Annotated in this window: 16 protein-coding genes; 7 read left to right on the top strand and 9 right to left on the bottom strand. The window is 74.3% G+C overall.

Translation table 11 applies throughout. The features are described from left to right. Positions 1-3 precede the first annotated feature (3 nt). From pgsB to C593_RS0114040, 3 genes are all read left to right on the top strand, one after another. On the top strand, positions 4-1,836 hold the full coding sequence (gene pgsB / locus C593_RS0114050) for a poly-gamma-glutamate synthase PgsB (protein ID WP_018847931.1): 1,833 nt from the start codon (positions 4-6) through the stop codon (positions 1,834-1,836). Further along, positions 1,833-2,315, top strand: a complete 483-nt coding sequence (locus C593_RS0114045) for a poly-gamma-glutamate biosynthesis protein PgsC/CapC (protein WP_018847930.1) — start codon at positions 1,833-1,835, stop codon at positions 2,313-2,315. Before pgsB ends, C593_RS0114045 begins: the two co-directional genes overlap by 4 nt. An 81-nt stretch (positions 2,316-2,396) precedes the next feature. After that, positions 2,397-3,467, top strand: coding sequence for an NlpC/P60 family protein (locus C593_RS0114040; RefSeq protein ID WP_018847929.1), 1,071 nt, complete (start codon positions 2,397-2,399; stop codon positions 3,465-3,467). Positions 3,468-3,496: 29 nt separating this feature from the next. On the opposite strand, the gene C593_RS0114035 is transcribed toward C593_RS0114040, so the two are convergent. Continuing rightward, positions 3,497-3,895, bottom strand: a complete 399-nt coding sequence (locus C593_RS0114035; RefSeq protein WP_018847928.1) for a hypothetical protein — start codon at positions 3,893-3,895, stop codon at positions 3,497-3,499. A gap of 192 nt (positions 3,896-4,087) precedes the next feature. Between C593_RS0114035 and C593_RS0114030 the strand changes: the two genes are divergently transcribed. After that, entirely contained in the window at positions 4,088-5,176 is a 1,089-nt protein-coding gene (locus tag C593_RS0114030) for a DUF8189 domain-containing protein (protein WP_018847927.1), read from the top strand. Positions 5,177-5,883: 707 nt separating this feature from the next. Here the strand turns inward: C593_RS0114030 and C593_RS0114025 are convergent. The 5 genes from C593_RS0114025 to C593_RS0114005 form a co-directional block, all read right to left on the bottom strand. Continuing rightward, positions 5,884-8,013 carry a 3-hydroxyacyl-CoA dehydrogenase NAD-binding domain-containing protein gene (locus tag C593_RS0114025; protein ID WP_018847926.1) on the bottom strand — a complete coding sequence of 710 codons (2,130 nt, stop codon included), beginning with the start codon at positions 8,011-8,013 and terminating at the stop codon, positions 5,884-5,886. Next, complete coding sequence (locus C593_RS0114020; protein WP_018847925.1) at positions 8,010-9,236, bottom strand: acetyl-CoA C-acyltransferase; 1,227 nt, start codon at positions 9,234-9,236, stop codon at positions 8,010-8,012. The genes C593_RS0114025 and C593_RS0114020 overlap by 4 nt, the downstream gene beginning before the upstream one ends. Positions 9,237-9,604: 368 nt before the next feature. Next, positions 9,605-10,894 (bottom strand): ribonuclease D, encoded by a 1,290-nt coding sequence (locus tag C593_RS0114015; protein WP_018847924.1) that lies wholly within the window; start codon positions 10,892-10,894, stop codon positions 9,605-9,607. A gap of 232 nt (positions 10,895-11,126) precedes the next feature. Continuing rightward, complete coding sequence (locus C593_RS0114010; protein ID WP_018847923.1) at positions 11,127-11,789, bottom strand: helix-turn-helix transcriptional regulator; 663 nt, start codon at positions 11,787-11,789, stop codon at positions 11,127-11,129. 239 nt (positions 11,790-12,028) lie between these two features. Beyond that, complete coding sequence (locus C593_RS0114005; protein ID WP_026277676.1) at positions 12,029-12,700, bottom strand: DUF3000 domain-containing protein; 672 nt, start codon at positions 12,698-12,700, stop codon at positions 12,029-12,031. Positions 12,701-12,792: 92 nt separating this feature from the next. Between C593_RS0114005 and hemE the strand changes: the two genes are divergently transcribed. Then, positions 12,793-13,857 carry a uroporphyrinogen decarboxylase gene (gene hemE / locus C593_RS0114000; protein WP_018847921.1) on the top strand — a complete coding sequence of 355 codons (1,065 nt, stop codon included), beginning with the start codon at positions 12,793-12,795 and terminating at the stop codon, positions 13,855-13,857. 59 nt (positions 13,858-13,916) lie between these two features. On the opposite strand, the gene C593_RS0113995 is transcribed toward hemE, so the two are convergent. The 3 genes from C593_RS0113995 to C593_RS0113985 form a co-directional block, all read right to left on the bottom strand. Then, positions 13,917-14,327 (bottom strand): SHOCT domain-containing protein, encoded by a 411-nt coding sequence (locus C593_RS0113995; RefSeq protein ID WP_018847920.1) that lies wholly within the window; start codon positions 14,325-14,327, stop codon positions 13,917-13,919. A gap of 104 nt (positions 14,328-14,431) precedes the next feature. Beyond that, positions 14,432-15,811, bottom strand: a complete 1,380-nt coding sequence (locus tag C593_RS0113990; RefSeq protein ID WP_018847919.1) for an FAD-dependent oxidoreductase — start codon at positions 15,809-15,811, stop codon at positions 14,432-14,434. A 28-nt stretch (positions 15,812-15,839) separates the two neighbouring features. Further along, positions 15,840-16,853, bottom strand: a complete 1,014-nt coding sequence (locus tag C593_RS0113985) for a DUF4349 domain-containing protein (protein WP_018847918.1) — start codon at positions 16,851-16,853, stop codon at positions 15,840-15,842. A gap of 191 nt (positions 16,854-17,044) precedes the next feature. Here C593_RS0113985 and hemG point away from each other — a divergent pair, with 191 nt between their 5' ends. Together hemG and hemQ are read left to right on the top strand one after the other, a co-directional pair. After that, positions 17,045-18,544, top strand: a complete 1,500-nt coding sequence (gene hemG / locus C593_RS0113980; protein ID WP_018847917.1) for a protoporphyrinogen oxidase — start codon at positions 17,045-17,047, stop codon at positions 18,542-18,544. 4 nt (positions 18,545-18,548) lie between these two features. Next, positions 18,549-19,262: a hydrogen peroxide-dependent heme synthase gene (gene hemQ / locus C593_RS0113975; RefSeq protein WP_018847916.1), complete on the top strand. Its 714-nt coding sequence runs from the start codon at positions 18,549-18,551 to the stop codon at positions 19,260-19,262. Positions 19,263-19,308 lie beyond the last annotated feature (46 nt).

Raw genomic sequence — 19,308 nt, 5'->3', positions numbered from 1 at the left:
CCCGTGCTCTTCCTCTACACCGTCCTGATGGTGTGCTGCGCCGTGCTGCTGGTCGCCGGCGTGATCGAGCAGCGGCGCCACTTCACCAACCTGGAGCACATCCCGAGCCGGGTCCTGGTCAACGGCATCCGCGGCAAGTCCTCCATCACCCGCCTGTGCGCGGGCGCGCTGCGCGGCGGCGACCTGGTGACGGTCGCCAAGACCACGGGCACGGCGGCCCGGTTCATCCACCCGGACGCCACCGAGGAGCCCGTCTACCGCAAGTTCGGCATCGCCAACGTGGTCGAGCAGATCGGCATCGTGCGCAGGGCGGCGGCGTACAACCCGCAGGCCCTGGTGATCGAGTGCATGGCGGTCATGCCCGCGCTCCAGGAGATCAACCAGTCCAAGCTGATCCGCTCCACGATCGGCGTGCTGTGCAACGTCCGTGAGGACCACCTCGCCGAGATGGGCCCCACGCTGGACGACGTGGCCCGCTCGCTGTGCCGGTCCATGCCGGAGGGCGGTATCTGCGTCACGGCCGAGAAGGACCGTTTCGACATCCTCCAGGAGGAGGCCGACGCCCGGGACTGCAAGCTGATCTACGCGGACCCGGAGACCGTCACCGACGAGGAGCTGCGCGGCTTCAGCTGGTTCACCTTCAAGGAGAACGTCGCCATCGCCCTCACCGTGGCCGAACTCCTCGGCGTGGAGCGGGAGACCGCCCTCCAGGGCATGTACGACGCACCGCCGGACCCCGGTGTCCTCTCGGTCGAGCGCTACCGCACCGAGGACGGCAAGCGACTCCGCTTCGCCAACGTCTTCGCCGCGAACGACCCCGAGTCGACGCTGATGAACATCAACCAGCTCCTCGACCTCGGCGCGATCGAGCGCCCGCTGAACGTGGTCATCAACTGCCGCCCCGACCGGGTCGAGCGCAACGGCCAGATGGGCGAGATCATCCCGGACCTCGACCCCGAGAAGGTCTTCGTCATCGGACACCCGGCCAAGTCGGCGATCGACGCCATCCCGGCGGAGTACCGCTCGCGCGCGGTCGACCTGGGCGGCGACCGGCGCGACCCGGAGGAGTTCATGGCCGAGCTGCTGAAGCAGATCGGCCCCGACTCCTCCCTCGTGGCCATCGGCAACATCCACGGCCAGGGCGAAGTGCTGCTGGAGCACCTCGCGGAGCTGCCGGCGGACGACACCGAGCCGGCGGAGCGGGACGGGCAGGACGCGCGGGACGCGCACCAGGACCGGCCGGAGGCGCCGCCGGCGGGGGCCGCGCGGGAGCGGCAGGACCCGTCCGAGACCATGCAGCTCTACGCGCCCCGGATCGACCCGTACGCGGCGTACTCGCCGGCGTACGAGGAGCGGTACGCGCCCCACCCGCACGGGCACCAGGACCCGTACGCGCCGCACGCGCACCAGGACCCGACCGCGCACCAGGACCCGACCGCGCACCAGGACCCGACCGCGCACCAGGACCCGCACGGGCACCAGGCCCCGTACGCGCCGCACGCCCGGCAGGAGCCGCACGGGCACGCGCGTCAGGACGCGTATGCGCCCTACGCGCACCAGGAGCCGCAGGCGCACCAGGCACCCCACGCGCCCCACGGGCCCGGGCCGTACGCCCAGCACCCGCCGGCCCAGAGCCGGCCGGCCGAGCACCAGCCGGCCCCGCACGACACCGCTCCCCAGGACCCCGGTGCGCACCGGTCCGCCGACGGGGAGCAGGGGCGGTCCGCCGCCCGGCCGCCGCAGTCCCGCGGCATGTTCGAGCCCCGCGTGCCACCCGGCCGCTCCTCCGAAGACACCTCCCACCAGTGGCCGCACGGCGCAGGAGACCAGCGTTGATTCCCACCGTCCTCACCCCCGAGATCGCCGCCGTCGGCATTGCTCTGGGACTGCTCTTCTCCCTGGTCTGCTACCTGACCACCAACCTCTCGCCGGGCGGCATGATCACGCCGGGCTGGCTCGCGCTGACCCTGGTCGAGGACCTCCAGCGCGCCGCGATGGTGGTCGGCGTCACCGTGCTCACCTACGTCGTCACCCTGCTGATGCAGCGTTACGTGATCCTCTACGGCAAGCGCCTCTTCGCCGCCGTGGTGCTCGCGGGCGTCTCCCTCCAGGCGACGCTGATGATCGTGCTGTCGCTGGAGTTCCCGCTGATGTACAGCAACCAGACGCTCGGCTTCATCGTCCCGGGCCTGATCGCCTACCAGCTGGTGCGCCAGCCCAAGGGCCCCACGCTGCTGGCGACCGGCTCGGTGACCCTCATGGCCTATGTCGTGCTCACCGCCGGAATCCTGCTCGGCGTCATGCCCGTGCTCTGACCCCGCCGCCGTCCCGGCCGCCGCCCCCGACCACCGCCGCCCACCCGACCGAACGACCACCGGAACGGAGCCCGCCGCATCATGGCGAAGAAGAAGACCCGCCCCGTCGTCCACGCCGCCGTGGTGCTGGGGCTGCTCGCCTCCAGCGCCTACCTCACCGTGGAACTGCGCAAGGACGAGCAGGCCAAGGCACCGGCGGTGCAGGCCGTGACCGACACGCCCCAGCTGGAGTCCAGCAAGGGCCAGCAGGGCGGGAAGCAGACCTGGGAGCGGCTGAACAAGCCGGACCGCTCGGTGCTGCGGGGCGAGCAGGGCCAGGTGCTCGCCACCTTCACCGACAAGGCCCGCACCGCCACCCTCAAGGGCCCGAGCCGTACCTTCACCGAGCCCGCGAACACCAAGTCCCGTGTGGTGACCGAGGACTGGGTCCGCCTGATGCCGGAGCCCTGGCGCGAGGGCGCCGAGAAGGAGAAGTGGTTCAAGGACTGGTTCAAGGAGTTCTACGGCAGCGAGGAGGACGACGTCTTCGCCTCCGCCTTCCAGTACATCGAGGGCGCGCCGGTCAAGAAGGACGACGAGGGCCTCGCCTACGCGGGCGACGCCAACTTCGGCCCGCTCAACCCGAACGGCAGCGAGGGCAACGACCTGCGCGAGGAGCTGTCGGACTTCTACGACTACCTCGGCATCCCCTACACCTTCCGCGACGGCACCACCATCCAGCCCGAGACCAGGCGCGCCCGCTCGGTCGACTGCTCCGGCTACATGCGGCTGGTGTGGGGTTACCGGGCCCGCTACCCGCTCGCCGCCTCCGACAAGGTGGGCGACGGACTGCCGCGCACGGCCAACGGCATGGCGCGCTCGGACATCGGCGCGGACGTGCTGCCCCTCAAGGGAGTCGGCCCGGGCGACCGCCCGACCGCCCTCGGCGTCCTCCAGCCCGGCGACCTGGTCTTCTTCAAGCTGGACGCGCGGACCAAGCAGCGCCTGGACCATGTGGGCATCTACCTGGGCCACGACACCGACGGGCACAAGATCTTCCTGTCCAGCCGGGAGGAAGTGAACGGCCCGACCATCGGCGACAAGGGCGGCACCTCCCGCCTCGACGGCAACGGCTACTACGCCACCACCCTGCGCAGCGCCAAGCGCCTCTGAGCCGCCGGTCCGCCGCCCCCGAGGCGGCCTCAGCCGGCTGTGGGGCGGCGGCGGACGCTGCGGGGGCCCGCGCAGCGCGCCCCGGCGGCCGTGACCCGCGCCCGCAGACCCCGGTCCGCGGTGACGACCACGCAGGGGCGCCCGGCGCGGCCCGCGTCGGCGGCGAGGGCCGCGATCAGGTCGTCCCCGCTGCCGGGCGCGGACACCACCTGCACGCCGGGTACGGGCTCCACGCCCCGGGCGGCGCCCTCGACGACCAGGACCACCTCCGCCGGGCCGGGGACGGCCGACTGGCCGCCCTCGGCCGCGAGGGAGTCCCGCAGCCGCTCGGCCGCCCCGCGCCGGTCGCGCCACCAGCCGTCCGGGACCGACCCGACGACGTTGGCCGCGTCCACGACGAGAAGGGTGTCGCTCCTGCTGGTGTCCATGGGACCAGCTTCCCAGGAACGGGCCGGGCCGGGCGGGCCGTGGCGCGGGGGGCGGGGAACCGGGCCGTGGTGCGGGGGCCGGGGGACCGGGCGGCGGCGGGGCTGGGACAATGATCGCGGGCGTCCGGCGCGCACCGGCCCGGGCCCCGAGGATGCTCCGACCGTCCCGTTCCCCGACGTGAGGGAAGGCCCATGCCCGCCGTGCCCGCTCCGACGCCCGACCACGCGGACGCGCAGAGTCCGCCGCGGCTCACGGGCGACTGGCTGACGCGGGGGAGGGACGGCGTCCTCACGGCCTGGGCGCCCGGCGACGACGCGGTGCTGCGCTGGACCCGGTGGGGCGCCGGCGCGCCCGGCCCGGAGCGGTTGCCCGCCCCGGGGCTCCTGCCGCCGCTCGCGGTCACCCAGGGCGCCGACGGCTATGTCCACCTGGTGGGCGTACGCGGGGTCCGCGGCGGCGAGACGGTCGAACTGGTGCACGCCGTCCAGTTCCAGACCGGCCGTCCGCTGCTGGGCTGGACCTCCCTCGGGCACCCCAACAAGGCCCCGAAGGAGACCGGCCGCCCGGTCACCGCCGTCGACGGAGAGGGCCGCCTCTATGTCGCCCTGCGCAACGGCGGCACCGGGCTGAGCTGCCGGAACCAGAAGGTCAAGGGCGGCTGGGCGGGCTGGCAGGACCTCGGCGGCAAGGGCGTGCGCGGCACCCCGGCGGCGGCCGTGGACGGCGAGGGCCGCGTCGAGCTGTACGCCGCCGAAGGGGACGCGGTCGTCCGCTTCACCCAGGAGAAGCCGGGCGCGGCCTTCGAACGGGCCGGCGAACTCGGCGTACGCGCGGAACGGGGGGCTTTCACCGCCCTGACCGGGCCGTCCGGTGCGGTGGGGCTGTTCTTCACGGACGCGGAGGGCACGATCCGGGTCTGGTCGCCCGAACGCGGCCCGGACGCACGGCCGTTGCTCCCCGCCGCCGGCCCGGGCCCGCTGGCGCTCGCCTCGGTGGAGATCGACGGCCACGACTGCACGGTCCTCGCGCAGGAGACGCCGGACGGGCAGGTCGCCTTCGCCGCGTACCCGGCCGGGGACGAGGAAGCCGGGGCATGGTGGACGCCGACCGATCCCGCCCGCGCGGGCGTCCGCGTCGGCGGTCTCGCGCTGGCCCTGCGGGCGCACGGCGCGGAGGGCCTGGCGGGCACGGCCCTCGGTACGTCGGGGGAACCCGTGGTCATCCGGCAGAAGAAGGACGCGGGCGGCTTCGCGGTGGGCCGCTGGAAGCCCCTCGCCTGACCGGCCGCGCAGGCTGCGCCGGGTGGGCCTGCGGCGGGTGGGCGTCCCGCCGCCCGGAGACGCGGACGTGACCGCCGCCACCCGCCCGGCGCGGGAACCGCCCGCAGGCCCGGCCCGGACTCCGCGGGCCCGCGGTGGGTGGGCGTCCCGCCGCCCGGAGACGCGGACGTGGCCGCTGCCACCCGCCCGGCGCGGGAGCCGCCCGCAGGCACGGCCCGGACTCCGCCGGCCTGCGGTGGGTGGGCGTCCCGCCGCCCGGAGACGCGGACGTGACCGCCGCCACCCGCCCGGCGCGGGAACCGCCCGCAGGCCCGGCCCGGACTCCGCCGGCCCGCGGCGGGGTGGGCGTCCCGCCACCCGCCCGGGGGCGGCCGTGGCGGGCGGACTCCCGACGTCCGGGCACCTGCCCGGGGCCCGGGGAGGTGGCGCCCGGGTGTCCCGTCCGCCGTCCTGCGCCCGCGCCCGACCCGCCACGCGCCGCCGGCCTGGCGGCTGGGTCTCCCCTTCCGCCCGGGCACCGGCCGGGGGCGCGGCCGAGGACGGGCGGATATCCCGTCCGCCGGTCTCGGCCCCGCGCCGCGTCCCGCGAAGCCGCCCGCGCCGGGCACGCGGCCGGGCACGCGGCCGGGCACGCGGCCGGGCACGCGGACGGGCCGCGCGGAAGGAATCCGCGCGGCCCGTCTCCCCGGTACCGTCCCGTCAGGGACCTACGCGGGGACGCTCGCGACGCCCGGCGCCAGGAACCGCTTGCCGTTCACCCGCTCGGAGACACCCTCGCGGTCCAGGTACGGCGTGATGCCGCCCAGGTGGAAGGGCCAGCCCGCACCGGTGATCAGGCAGAGGTCGATGTCCTGCGCCTCGGCGACGACACCCTCCTCCAGCATCAGGCCGATCTCCTGCGCCACCGCGTCCAGGACGCGTGCGCGGACCTGCTCCTCCGTCAGGACGCTGTCGCCCTGCTTCAGCAGCGCGGCGACCTCCGGGTCCAGCTCCGGCTTCCCGCTGTCGTACACGTAGAAGCCTCGCTTGCCGGCCTCGACGACCGCCTTGAGGTTCGGGGAGACCGTGAAGCGGTCCGGGAAGGAGCGGTTGAGCGTCTCGGAGACGTGCAGACCGATCGCCGGACCGACCAGCTCCAGCAGGACCAGCGGCGACATCGGCAGGCCGAGCGGCTCGATCGCCTTCTCGGCGGTGGCCACCGGGGTGCCCTCGTCGATGACGTTCTGGATCTCGCCCATGAAGCGGGTCAGGATGCGGTTCACCACGAACGCCGGGGCGTCCTTGGTGAGGACCGCGGTCTTCTTCAGCTTCTTCGCCACGCCGAAGGCCGTCGCCAGTGAGGCGTCGTCCGTCTGCTCGCCGCGCACGATCTCCAGCAGCGGCAGGACCGCGACCGGGTTGAAGAAGTGGAAGCCGACCACGCGCTCGGGGTGCTTCAGCTTCGACGCCATCTCGGAGACCGACAGCGAGGAGGTGTTGGTCGCGAGGATCGCGTGCGCCGGGGCGACCGCCTCGACCTCGGCGAACACCTTCTGCTTGACGGACATCTCCTCGAACACGGCCTCGATGACGAAGTCCGCGTCCGCGAAGCCCTCGGCCTTGTCGAGCACACCGGTGACCAGGGCCTTGAGGCGGTTGGCCTTGTCCTGGTTGACGCGGCCCTTGGCGAGCAGCTTCTCGATCTCGGCGTGGACGTAGCCCACACCCTTGTCCACGCGCTCCTGGTCGATGTCGGTGAGGACCACCGGCACCTCCAGACGGCGCAGGAAGAGCAGCGCGAGCTGGGAGGCCATCAGACCGGCGCCGACCACGCCGACCTTGGTGACCGGACGGGCCAGCGACTTGTCCGGCGCGCCGGCCGGGCGCTTGCCGCGCTTCTGCACCAGGTTGAACGCGTAGATGCCGCTGCGCAGTTCGCCGCCCATGATCAGGTCCGCGAGGGCCCGGTCCTCGGCGTCGAAGCCCTTCTGGAGGTCGCCGTCCTTGGCGGCCTCGATGATGTCGAGGGCCCGGTAGGCGGCCGGGGCGGCGCCGTGCACCTTGGAGTCGGCGACGAAGCGGCCCTTGGCCACGGCCTGGTCCCAGGACTCGCCGCGGTCGATCTCGGGGCGCTCGACGGCGATCTCGCCCTTGAGGACGGCGGCCGTCCACACCAGGGACTGCTCCAGGAAGTCCGCGCCCTCGAAGATCGCGTCGGCGATGCCGAGCTCGAAGACCTGCTTGCCCTTGAGCTGGCGGTTCTGGTTCAGCGAGTTCTCGATGACGACCGAGACGGCCTTCTCCGGGCCGATCAGGTTCGGCAGGATGGTGCAGCCGCCCCAGCCGGGGACCAGGCCGAGGAAGACCTCGGGCAGCGAGAACGCCGGGATGGCCTGCGAGACGGTGCGGTAGGTGCAGTGCAGACCGACCTCGACACCGCCGCCCATGGCCGCGCCGTTGTAGTACGCGAACGTCGGCACGCCCAGGCCCGCGAGGCGCTTGAAGACGTCGTGGCCGCCCTTGCCGATGGCGAGCGCGTCCTCGTGGCGCTTCAGCAGCTCGACGCCCTTGAGGTCGGCGCCCACCGCGAAGATGAACGGCTTGCCGGTGATGCCGGCGGCGACGATCGTGCCCTCGGCGGCCTCCTGGGCGACCTGGTCGATCGCCGCGTCGAGGTTCGCCAGCGACTGCGGGCCGAAGGTGGTCGGCTTGGTGTGGTCCAGGCCGTTGTCCAGGGTGATGAGCGCGAAGCGCCCGGCCCCGGCGGGGAGGTCGAGGTGGCGTACGTGCGCCTGGGTGACGACCTCGTCCGGGAACAGCTCGGCCGCGCCCTTCAGCAGCTCGGTGGTGGTGGTCACTTGTCGCCTCCGGCGTCCTTGTGGTGCGGGTTCTCCCAGATCACCGTGGCGCCCATGCCGAAGCCGACGCACATGGTGGTGAGGCCGTAGCGGACCTCGGGCTGCTCCTCGAACTGGCGGGCGAGCTGGGTCATCAGCCGCACACCGGAGGAGGCCAGCGGGTGGCCGAAGGCGATGGCGCCGCCGTACTGGTTGACGCGCGCGTCGTCGTCGGCGATGCCGTAGTGGTCGAGGAAGGCGAGGACCTGGACGGCGAACGCCTCGTTGATCTCGAAGAGGTTGATGTCCTCGATCGACAGGCCCGCCTTGGCGAGGGCCTTCTCGGTCGCCGGGATCGGGCCGTAGCCCATGACCTCGGGCTCGACGCCGGCGAAGGCGTATGAGACCAGGCGCATCTTGACCGGGAGACCGTTCTCGCGGGCGAACTCCTCGGAGGCGATGATCGAGGCGGTGGCGCCGTCGTTGAGACCGGCGGCGTTGCCCGCGGTGACCCGGCCGTGGACCCGGAACGGCGTCTTCAGGCCGGCCAGGGACTCCAGGGTGGTGCCCGGGCGCATCGGCTCGTCGGCGGTGACCAGGCCCCAGCCGGTCTCACCGGCCTCCGGGTTGGTGCGGCGCACCGAGACCGGCACCAGGTCCTGCTGGATCTTGCCGTTGGCGTATGCCTTGGCCGCCTTCTCCTGCGAGCGCACGGCGTACTCGTCGGCGCGCTGCTTGGTGATGTGCGGGTAGCGGTCGTGCAGGTTCTCCGCGGTCATGCCCATGAACAGCGCGGACTCGTCGACCAGCTTCTCGCTGACGAAGCGCGGGTTGGGGGCGACGCCCTCGCCCATCGGGTGGCGGCCCATGTGCTCGACACCGCCCGCGATGACGGCGTCGTACGCGCCGAAGGCGACGGAGCCGGCGACCGAGGTGACGGCGGTGAGCGCGCCGGCGCACATCCGGTCGATGGAGTAGCCGGGCACGGACTGCGGGAGGCCCGCGAGGATGCCGGCGGTGCGGCCCAGGGTCAGGCCCTGGTCGCCGATCTGCGTGGTCGCGGCGATGGCGACCTCGTCGATCTTCTTGGGGTCGAGTGCCGGGTTGCGGCGCAGCAGCTCCCGGATGGCCTTCACGACGAGATCGTCGGCGCGGGTCTCGTGGTAGATGCCCTTCGGGCCCGCCTTGCCGAACGGGGTGCGGACGCCGTCGACGAAGACGACGTCCCTGACGGTACGAGGCACGATGGCTCTCCTCCAGGGTGCGGGGTGGCACTGCTGCGGCGCGCACGCCTGAGCGTGCGCTTGCTCGCCCCATGCTACTTGTGGGTAACCAGGCTGCCCACCCCCTGGGGCGGGAGCGGTGAAGGTCACACGCGAGGGCGCCGCGGGAACCGTTCCCCGGCCGGGCGGCCGTCGAAACCGCGCGGGCGCGTGGCGGACGCGGTCGCGGGCCCGGCGGGACGGGGGCCCGGTGCCGGCCGGGCTCCGGGGTGCCCGGCGGGGCCGCCCGCCGGTCGGGTGGCCCCGCCCGCCCGCTCGTGCCGGGCCCGGCACGAGCGCCCCGCTCGCGCGGAGCGCGAACCCCCGTCCGGCCCGCGCCTCCGGCGCGCCTACGCGTCCGGGGCGGCCGCCAGGGCCGTCGTCAGGGCCGGGGCCGTGAGGGCGATCTGCCAGGGGCGGGCGCCGAGGGTGGTCAGGGCGGTGGACACGGTGGCCTCGGTCAGGGGCGACGGCGGCTCCCAGCACACCCGGCGGACCGTGTCCGGGGTGATCAGGTTCTCCTGGGGGAGGTTCAGCTCCTCGGCCAGCGCGGTGACCGCCGCCCGCGCGGCGGACAGCCGGGCCGCGGCGGCCGGGTCCTTGTCCGCCCAGGAACGCGGCGGCGGGGGTCCCTGCACGGCCTGGCCGGGCTGGGGGAGCTGCGCGTCGGGCAGGGCCTTGGCCCGGTCGACGGCTGCCTGCCACTGCTCCAGCTGACGGCGGCCGACCCGGCTGCCGAAGCCGGGGAGCGCGCCGAGGGCGTCCGCGTTCGCGGGGAGGGCGAGGGCCGCCTCGACGATCGCCGCGTCGCCCAGGACCTTGCCGGGCGAGACGTCCCGCCGCTGCGCGATCCGGTCGCGGGCCGTCCAGAGTTCGCGGACCACCGCCATCTGGCGCCGCCGCCGCACCTTGTGCATGCCGGAGGTGCGCCGCCAGGGGTCCTTGCGGGGCGGGGCCGGGGGCGCGGAGGCGATCGCGTCGAACTCCTGGAGGGCCCACTCCAGCTTGCCCTGCCGGTCCAGCTCCTTCTCCAGCGCGTCCCGCAGGTCGACGAGGAGCTCCACGTCCAGCGCGGCGTACCGCAGCCACGGCTCGGGCAGCGGGCGGGTCGACCAGTCGACCGCGGAGTGGCCCTTCTCCAGCGCGTAGCCGAGGACGCCCTCGACCATCGCGCCGAGTCCGACCCGGGGGAAGCCCGCCAGCCGGCCGGCGAGTTCGGTGTCGAAGAGCCGGCCGGGCCGCATGCCTATGTCCCGCAGGCAGGGCAGGTCCTGGGTGGCGGCGTGCAGGATCCACTCGGTGCCGGCCAGCGCCTCGCCGAGTTCCGACAGGTCCGGGCAGCCGACGGGGTCGATCAGGGCGGTCCCGGCGCCCTCCCGGCGCAGCTGCACCAGATAGGCGCGCTGGCCGTAGCGGTAGCCGGAGGCGCGCTCGGCGTCGACCGCCACGGGTCCGGTGCCGGCGGCGAAGGCGGTGATCACCTCGGCCAGGGCGTCGGCGTCGGCGACGACCGGCGGGACGCCCTCGCGGGGCTCCAGCAGGGGGATCGGCAGCCCGTCGCCCGGGACGCCGTCGTCCGGGGGGCCGCCCCCGGTGGTTCGCAGTGAGGTCTGCGGTGCGGTCTTTTGGGCGTCGGTCACGCGTCAAGACTATCCGCCCGTACGGGCGTCCGACCTGCCCCGTGTCTCCCGGGCGCCGCTGAACTGCGGGAACAGCGCCGGGGAGGGCCTTGCCCGGCGGTCGCCGGACACGGCACGCCCGCCGACGGAACGTTCCGTCGGCGGGCGTCGTGCCGGTGGGGAGCCGGCGAGCGGGAGGCGGCCGGTGGGTCGGGTGGGCTCCGGTATGTCCTCCGCCGTGGGGGAGGCGCGGTCAGTGGATGATGCCGGTGCGCAGCGCCACGGCCACCATCCCGGCACGGTCACCGGTGCCGAGCTTGCGCGCGATACGGGCGAGGTGGCTCTTGACGGTCAGGGCGGACAGGCCCATCGAGACGCCGATCGCCTTGTTCGACTGGCCCTCCGCCACCAGGCGCAGGACCTCCACCTCGCGGCCGGACAGCTCCCGGTAGCCGCCCGGGTGGCTCGGGGTACCCGGGGGGCGGCGGTGCATCCGGCCGGCCGCGGCGCCGATGGGCGCGGCGCCGGGACGGGTGGGGTGGCCGATGTTGGTGCGCGTACCGGTCACGACGTAGCCCTTGACGCCCCCGGCGAGGGCGTTGCGCACCGCGCCGATGTCGTCGGCGGCGGAGAGCGCGAGGCCGTTGGGCCAGCCCGCGGCGCGGGTCTCGGACAGCAGGGTCAGCCCGGAACCGTCGGGCAGGTGGACGTCGGCAACGCAGATGTCGCGCGGGTTGCCGACGCGGGGACGTGCCTCCGCGATGGACGACGCCTCGATCACGTCGCGTACCCCGAGCGCCCACAGGTGGCGGGTGACGGTGGAACGGACGCGGGGGTCGGCCACGACGACCATGGCCGTCGGCTTGTTCGGGCGGTAGGCGACCAGGCTTGCGGGCTGCTCGAGAAGAACGGACACCAGGCCTCCTGGAAAGGTGCGGGGACGGGGCCGGCTCGGGGAGTAAGCCGGGGCGAACCGTGCAGTTGGGTCACTGACCTCTTCGGCACGGACCTCGTCCTCCTTTAGGGAATGATCACGATCTAGTGAGGAATAACCGGCACAATTCGGACGCCTGATCGGCTGTCGGCACATGGCTCGGCCCCGGGGCTCCCCTGGAGCACCCGGGGCCGGGCCGTGCGCCGGCGTCCGTCGCCGTCTCAGCGCTGCTGGGGCCCCCGCCGCTGCGGCAGGGTCACCACGCCGGTCGTCGTGTCCGAGGTGCCGGACGGCGTCGGGGGCAGCCCGGCGACCTGGCAGAGCAGATCACACCAGGCGGCCAGGTGCGCCGCCGTGTCCGGGACCCCGCCCGCGCCCTCCCGGGGCGTCCACGAGGCACGGATCTCGATCTGGGTCGCCGGACGCCGGTCGGAGAGTCCACCGAAATAGTGAGAACCCGCGCGGGTGACGGTCCCGCTCGGCTCCCCGTACGCCAGGCCCCGTGCCTCCAGGGCGCCCGTCAGCCAGGACCAGCACACCTCGGGCAGCAGCGGGTCGGCCGCCATCTCCGGCTCCAGCTCCGCGCGCACCAGGGTGACCAGACGAAACGTTCCGTGCCATGCCTCGTGCCCGGCCGGCTCGTGAAGGAGCACCAGTCTGCCGTCCGCGAGGTCCTCCTCGCCGTCGACCACGGCCGCCTCCAGCGCGTACGCGTGCGGGGCCAGTTTCCGGGGCGGCCGGGTGGGATCGACCTCGATCTCCTGGCGCAGCCGCGCGGTCCGCAGTGCCTCGACCGCCTTCCGGAAGGCGGGGGGCACGGTCTCCTCGTCCGTGCGATCCGTCGCCTCGATGCCGTTGGAATGATCGGAAAAATGTCCCTGAGCCGCAGCCATGCGGGGAAGAGTAGGCGGAACGCACGCTCCGTGCAGGGAGGGACACCCGGCCCGGAGCGGTCACTTGCCGCGGCCGTGCGAAGATTCTGGGCGTGAGCGCCAACGACAGCCCCCGGGCCCAGCAGAGCAAGACGTACGACTCCGCGTTTCTCAGGGCGTGCCGCCGTGAACCCGTGCCGCACACGCCGGTCTGGTTCATGCGCCAGGCGGGCCGCTCACTGCCCGAGTACCTGAAGGTGCGCGAGGGCATCCCCATGCTGGAGTCCTGCATGCGGCCCGAGCTGGTCACCGAGATCACCCTCCAGCCCGTGCGGCGGCACAAGGTGGACGCGGCGATCTACTTCAGCGACATCGTGGTCCCCCTCAAGGCCATCGGCATCGACCTCGACATCAAGCCCGGCGTCGGCCCGGTCGTCGCCGAGCCGGTCCGCACCCGTGCCGACCTGGCCCGGCTGCGCGACCTGACCCCCGAGGACGTCCACTACGTCACCGAGGCCATCGGCATGCTCACCGGCGAGCTGGGAGCCACCCCGCTGATCGGCTTCGCGGGCGCCCCGTTCACCCTCGCGAGCTACCTCGTCGAGGGCGGGCCCTCCCGCAACCACGAGCACACCAAGGCCCTGATGTACGGCGACCCGGAGCTGTGGGCCGATCTGCTGGACCGCCTCGCGGAGATCACCTCCGCCTTCCTGAAGGTCCAGATCGAGGCCGGCGCCTCCGCGGTGCAGCTCTTCGACTCCTGGGTCGGGGCCCTCGCCCCCGCCGACTACCGGCGCTCGGTGATGCCCGCCTCCGCCAAGGTCTTCGACGCGGTCGCCCACTACGGCGTCCCCCGCATCCACTTCGGCGTCGGCACCGGCGAACTCCTGGGCCTCATGGGCGAGGCGGGCGCGGACGTGGTCGGCGCGGACTGGCGCGTCCCGCTCGACGAGGCGGCCCGCCGGGTCGGCCCCGGCAAGGCGCTCCAGGGGAACCTGGACCCGGCGGTTCTCTTCTCGACGCCCGAGGCCGTGCGCGCCAAGACCCGCGAGGTGCTGGACGCGGCCGCCGGTCTGGAGGGCCACATCTTCAACCTGGGCCACGGGGTGCTCCCGACGACCGACCCGGACGCGCTGACCCGGCTGGTCGCCGACGTCCACGAGCAGACCGCCCGCTGACGGGCCGCCGACGGGGTGACGGGCGGCGCGGACCCGCGCCGCCCGTCACCCGGCGGCCCTCAGCGCAGGATCAGCTCCTTGGCGCGCTGGAACTCCTCCTCCGTGAGGTCGCCCCGCGCCCTGACCTCGGAGAGCTTCGCCAGCTGCTCGGCCTTGCTCGGACCCCTGGCCGCGTCCTCCCCGGCCGTCTTGCGGATGTAGTCCTCCACGGCCTGCTGCTGCTCCCGCGCGTGCTCCCGTTCGCGCCTGCCCATGTCCTTGCCCCGGGCCAGCACGTACACCAGCACGCCGAGGAACGGCAGGACGATGACGAAGACCAGCCAGCCGGCCTTCCCCCAGCCGCTCATGCTGTCGTCGCGGAAGATGTCGACCACGATCCTGAACAGCAGGAAGAACCACAGGATCCACAGGAACAGCCACATGGTCGTCCACATGACGCCCAGCAGCGGATAGTCGTACGCGAGGTGCATGGCAGCGCCCCGTTTCGTGCGAAGGGCCCCGAGTGCAGATCCATTGTGGACGCCCGCCCGGTCCCCGGCCATCCGGGGGAGAGAACGCCGTCCGGGTGAGAGGACTACGCCCCCGCCGCCCGGACGGCCGCCGACGCCTTGCGGGCCGCGACCAGGACCGGGTCCCACACCGGGGAGAACGGCGGCGCGTAGCCGAGGTCGAGCGCGGTCATCTGCTCGACCGTCATCCCCGCGGTAAGCGCCACCGCCGCCACGTCCACCCGCTTCGCCGCGCCCTCGCGGCCGACGATCTGGACGCCGAGCAGTCGGCCCGTGCGCCGCTCGGCGGTCATCTTGACCGTCATCGTCGCCGCGCCGGGGAAGTAGCCCGCGCGGCTGGTGGACTCGACGACCGCCGTGACGTAGCGCAGTCCCACCGCGCGGGCGTCCTTCTCCCGCAGGCCGGTGCGCGCGATCTCCAGGTCGCACACCTTGCTGACGGCCGTGCCGACGACGCCCGGGAAGGTGCCGTAGCCGCCGCCCGCGTTGGCGCCGATGATCTGGCCGTGCTTGTTGGCGTGGGTGCCGAGGGGGATGTGGCGTTCGCGGCCGGAGACCAGGTCCAGCACCTCCACGCAGTCACCGCCCGCCCAGACGTCCTCGTGGCCGCGCACCCGCATCGCCAGGTCGGTCAGCAGACCGCCGTGCTCGCCGAGGGGCAGCCCCGCGGCCCGGGCCAGCGCGGTCTCCGGTTCCACGCCGATGCCGAGGACCACGACGTCCGCCGGGTACTCCGCGCCGTCCGTGACGACCGCGCGCACGGCACCGTCGTCGCCCGTGCGGATCGCGGTCACCGCGGTGTCCGTGACGACCGTGATGCCCATACCGGTCATCGCCTCGCGCACCAGGCGGCCCATGTCCGGGTCCAGGGTCGCCATGGGCTGCTCGCCGCGGTTGACCACGGTCACCTCGTAGCCGTGCCGCAGCAGGGCCTCGGCCATCTCGACGCCGATGTACCCGGCGCCGACCACCACCGCGCGGCGGCCGCCGGTGGCGGCCAGCCGGTCCAGCAGGGCCTGACCGTCGTCCAGGGTCTGCACGCCGTGCACCCCGGGGGCGTCGATGCCGGGGATCGGCGGGCGCACCGGCCGGGCGCCGGTGGCGATCACCAGCTTGTCCCAGCCGGTCCAGGACTCCGCGCCGCTCTCCAGGTCGCGCGAGCGCACCCGGCGCCCCGGCACGTCGATCCGTGTCACCTCGGTGCGCATCCGCAGGTCGATGTCGCGGGCCCGGTGCTCCTCGGGGGTGCGGGCGATCAGCTCCTCGCGCGTGCCGACGTCGCCGGCGACCCAGTACGGGATGCCGCACGCCGAGTACGAGCTGAAGTGGCCGCGTTCGAACGCGACGATCTCCAGCTCCTCCGGGCCCTTCTGCCTGCGCGCCTGCGATGCGGCGGACATTCCCGCCGCATCGCCTCCCACGACCACCAGCCGTTCCGTCGTCATGGGGAACACGCTACGGGGCGGGGGCGGTTCAGTCCTTGCCGCCCTCGCGGACGGTGCCGTCCTCGCGGACGGGCGGGGCGGAGGGGAGCGGGACGGAGGCCCGGGCAGCCGGGGACGCGGGGGCCGCCGGCTCCGTCTCCGCGCGGGCGCCGCGGCGGTGCCCCAGCAGCCGCCAGACCGCGTACAGCAGCGCCGCGACCGCCGCGAACGGCAGGACCGCGCCGACCGCCACCGCGGTCCACCGCGCCACCGCCACCAGCGCGTCCCAGCCGCCGCCCAGGGCGTCCAGGAAGCCCGGGTCCTCGTCCCGGGCCGCCTTCTCCTCCCGGTGCTCGGTCAGCTCCAGCGTGATGGTGGCCAGCGACGTCCGGTCCTTCAGCGACGCCTGCGTGGCGAGCAGCGACTCCAGCTCCGCCTGGCGGTTGCTCAGCTCGCCCTCCAGGGTGACCACGTCGGACAGCTTCTCCGCACGGTCCATCAGCTCCCGCACCCGGGCCACGCTCGCCCGCTGGGTGGCGATCCGGCTCTCGACGTCCACCACCTGGTCCGTGACGTCCTTCGCGTTCGCCTCCCGGGACAGCAGCTTCCCGGCGCCGGAGAGTTCGGCCAGCACCGTGTCGTACTCCCGCTGCGGCACCCGGAGCACCACGCGGGAGGTGGTCGTCGCGTCGTCGAGGCGCTCGGTGCTCTCGTTCTCCACGTGCCCGCCCGCCCGCTCGGCCGCCGCGCGGGCCCCGGCGAGGGCCTTCGCGGCGTCCTGCACGGCCACGCTGAGCGAGGCGGTGCGGACGACGTGGTGGCCGGCCGCCGCGTCCGCCGGGTTCCTCGCGGCCTCGTCCCGCTCCGCGTTCTTCCCCTCGTCCCCGGTCGCGGCATGGTCCTCGGCCGCGTATCCGGGCGCGGCGCTCTGCCGGGCCGCCCCGGCGTCGGAGCGCGCGGGCTTCTCGCCGGCCCCCGAGCCGGACGCGTCACCGGCGCCGCAGCCGGTGAGAGCAAGTGCGGCGGACAGGAGCAGTACCGCCGCCGTGCGTCGTGCACGCATGAAAGACCCCCCAGGTCGTGAATGTGCGGGCGCTTGCCGGTTCGACGCGGCCGACCCCGGCGGAGTTGCCCTTTCCCGGTCTCGAAGGGGTCACGGTCGGGACTCGTCCGTGTGCGGGGCCACCCGGGGCCCGGCGGCGGGCACCGGGCCCGAGTCCGGGGCCGTCGTCCGGATTTGAGAGAGTTGGCGCCATGAACGCTGGTCCCGAGAACGCCGGCCCCCGCACCCCCGCCCGCCCGGAGGCCCCCGGCCACCCGGTCGCCGACGCCCCGCACGCCGTCGTCGTCGGAGGCGGTGTCGCCGGGCTCGCCGCCGCCCACCGGCTGGCCGGCGCCGGGGTGCGCGTCACCCTGCTGGAGGCCACTGCCCGGCTCGGCGGGAAGCTGCTCGCCGGGGAGGTCGCCGGGGTGCCGGTCGACCTGGGCGCCGAGTCCATGCTCGCCCGCCGCCCCGAGGGCATCGAGCTGGCCCGCGCGGCCGGTCTCGGGGACCGGCTCCAGCCGCCCGCCGTCGCCGTCTCCGCCGTCTGGACCCGCGGCGCGCTGCGCCCGCTGCCCAAGGGCCACGTCATGGGCGTCCCCGGCACCGCCGACGCCCTCGCCGGGCTGCTCTCCGAGGAGGGGCTGGCCCGGATCGCGCGGGAGGCCGAGCTGCCCCCGGCCGCCGTCGAGGACGACGTGGCCATCGGCGCGTACGTCGCCGAACGCCTCGGCCGCGAGGTCGTCGACCGCCTGGTGGAGCCCCTGCTCGGGGGTGTGTACGCGGGCGACGCCTACCGGATCTCCATGAAGGCCGCCGTGCCCGGTCTCCACGAGGCGCTGCGCCGCAGCGACTCCCTCCTCGCCGCTGTCCGCGAGGTCCAGGCGCGCGGAGCAGCCCAGCAGGGCGCGGGCCCGGTGTTCACCGGCCTCGCCGGCGGGATGGGCACCCTGCCGGACGCCGTCGCCGACGCGGTGCGCGCCCAGGGGGGCGTGGTACGCACCGACACCCCCGTCCTCGCCCTGAGACGCACCGCCCTGCCCGGCACCGGCGCCACCGGCTGGACGATCCGCACCGACCGCGAGACCCTCACCGCCGACGCCGTGGTCCTCGCCGCCCCCGCCTGGTCCGCCGCCGCCCTGCTCGCCGCCGAGGCCCCGGCCGCCGCCGCCGAGCTCGGCCGCGTCGAGTACGCCTCCATGGCGCTGGCCACCTTCGCCTTCCGCCGCGCCGACCTCGGCGAACTGCCGGGCAGCGGCTTCCTCGTACCGCCCGTGGACGGGCGGAGCATCAAGGCGTCCACCTTCTCCTCCAACAAGTGGCGCTGGGTCGACGAGGGCTCCGCGGACCTGTTCCTGCTGCGCACCTCGCTGGGCCGGCACGGCGAGGAGAAGGCCCTCGACCGGGAGGACGCCGAGCTGGTGGACCTCTCCCTGGCCGACCTCCGCGAGGCCGTCGGCCTCACCGCCCGCCCGGTCGCCGCCGAGGTCACCCGGTGGACCGGCGGACTGCCGCAGTACCCCGTCGGCCACCCGGACCGGGTCGCGCGGGTCCGGGAGCAGGTCGCCGCGCTCGGCACCCTGCGGGTGTGCGGGGCGGCCTACGACGGCGTCGGCATCCCCGCCTGCGCCGGCAGCGGACGGCGCGCCGCGGACGAGATCCTCGCCACGCCGACCCTGGCGCGGGGCACCCGGACGGGCACGGGAGAATAGCCGTATGAGTGCGCCCGAAAAGATCCCGAACGCAGGCAAGAAGGCCAAGGACCTCAACGAGGTCATCCGGTACACGCTGTGGTCCGTCTTCCGGCTGCGTGACGTGCTGCCCGAGGACCGCGGCGGTTTCGCCGACGAGGTCCAGGAGCTGTTCGACCAGCTCGCGGCCAAGGACGTCACCGTGCGCGGCACCTACGACGTCTCCGGCCTGCGCGCCGACGCCGACGTCATGATCTGGTGGCACGCCGAGACGGCGGACGAACTCCAGGACGCCTACAACCGCTTCCGGCGCACCCGGCTCGGCCGCGCCCTGGAGCCCGTGTGGTCCAACATGGCGCTGCACCGGCCCGCCGAGTTCAACAAGTCGCACATCCCCGCGTTCCTCGCCGACGAGCAGGCGCGCGACTACGTCTCGGTCTACCCCTTCGTGCGCTCGTACGACTGGTACCTGCTGCCCGACGAGGACCGCCGCCGGATGCTCGCGGACCACGGGAAGATGGCCCGCGGCTACCCGGACGTGCGCGCCAACACGGTCGCCTCCTTCTCGCTGGGCGACTACGAGTGGATCCTCGCCTTCGAGGCGGACGAGCTGTACCGCATCGTCGACCTGATGCGCCACCTGCGGGCCTCCGAGGCGCGGATGCACGTCCGCGAGGAGGTCCCCTTCTACACCGGCCGCCGCAAGAGCGTGGCGGACCTGGTGGCGGGCCTGGCCTGACGGCCCGCCCCCGAAATGTGAGGGCGGGGGCACGCAGCCGGCGTGC

This window comes from Streptomyces sp. CNT372 (assembly GCF_000377145.1).
The sequence above is the reverse complement of the archived record's forward strand: the minus strand, read 5'-3'. Positions and strand labels throughout refer to the sequence as shown.

Coding starts and splice junctions, on each gene's coding strand:
- C593_RS0113995 (WP_018847920.1), bottom strand. CDS start 14,327: ATGCACCTCGCGTACGACTATCCGCTGCTGGGCGTCATGTGGACGACC.
- C593_RS0114030 (WP_018847927.1), top strand. CDS start 4,088: ATGCCCGCCGTGCCCGCTCCGACGCCCGACCACGCGGACGCGCAGAGT.
- hemQ (WP_018847916.1), top strand. CDS start 18,549: ATGAGTGCGCCCGAAAAGATCCCGAACGCAGGCAAGAAGGCCAAGGAC.
- C593_RS0114040 (WP_018847929.1), top strand. CDS start 2,397: ATGGCGAAGAAGAAGACCCGCCCCGTCGTCCACGCCGCCGTGGTGCTG.
- hemG (WP_018847917.1), top strand. CDS start 17,045: ATGAACGCTGGTCCCGAGAACGCCGGCCCCCGCACCCCCGCCCGCCCG.
- C593_RS0114035 (WP_018847928.1), bottom strand. CDS start 3,895: ATGGACACCAGCAGGAGCGACACCCTTCTCGTCGTGGACGCGGCCAAC.
- C593_RS0113985 (WP_018847918.1), bottom strand. CDS start 16,853: ATGCGTGCACGACGCACGGCGGCGGTACTGCTCCTGTCCGCCGCACTT.
- C593_RS0114005 (WP_026277676.1), bottom strand. CDS start 12,700: ATGGCTGCGGCTCAGGGACATTTTTCCGATCATTCCAACGGCATCGAG.
- C593_RS0113990 (WP_018847919.1), bottom strand. CDS start 15,811: ATGACGACGGAACGGCTGGTGGTCGTGGGAGGCGATGCGGCGGGAATG.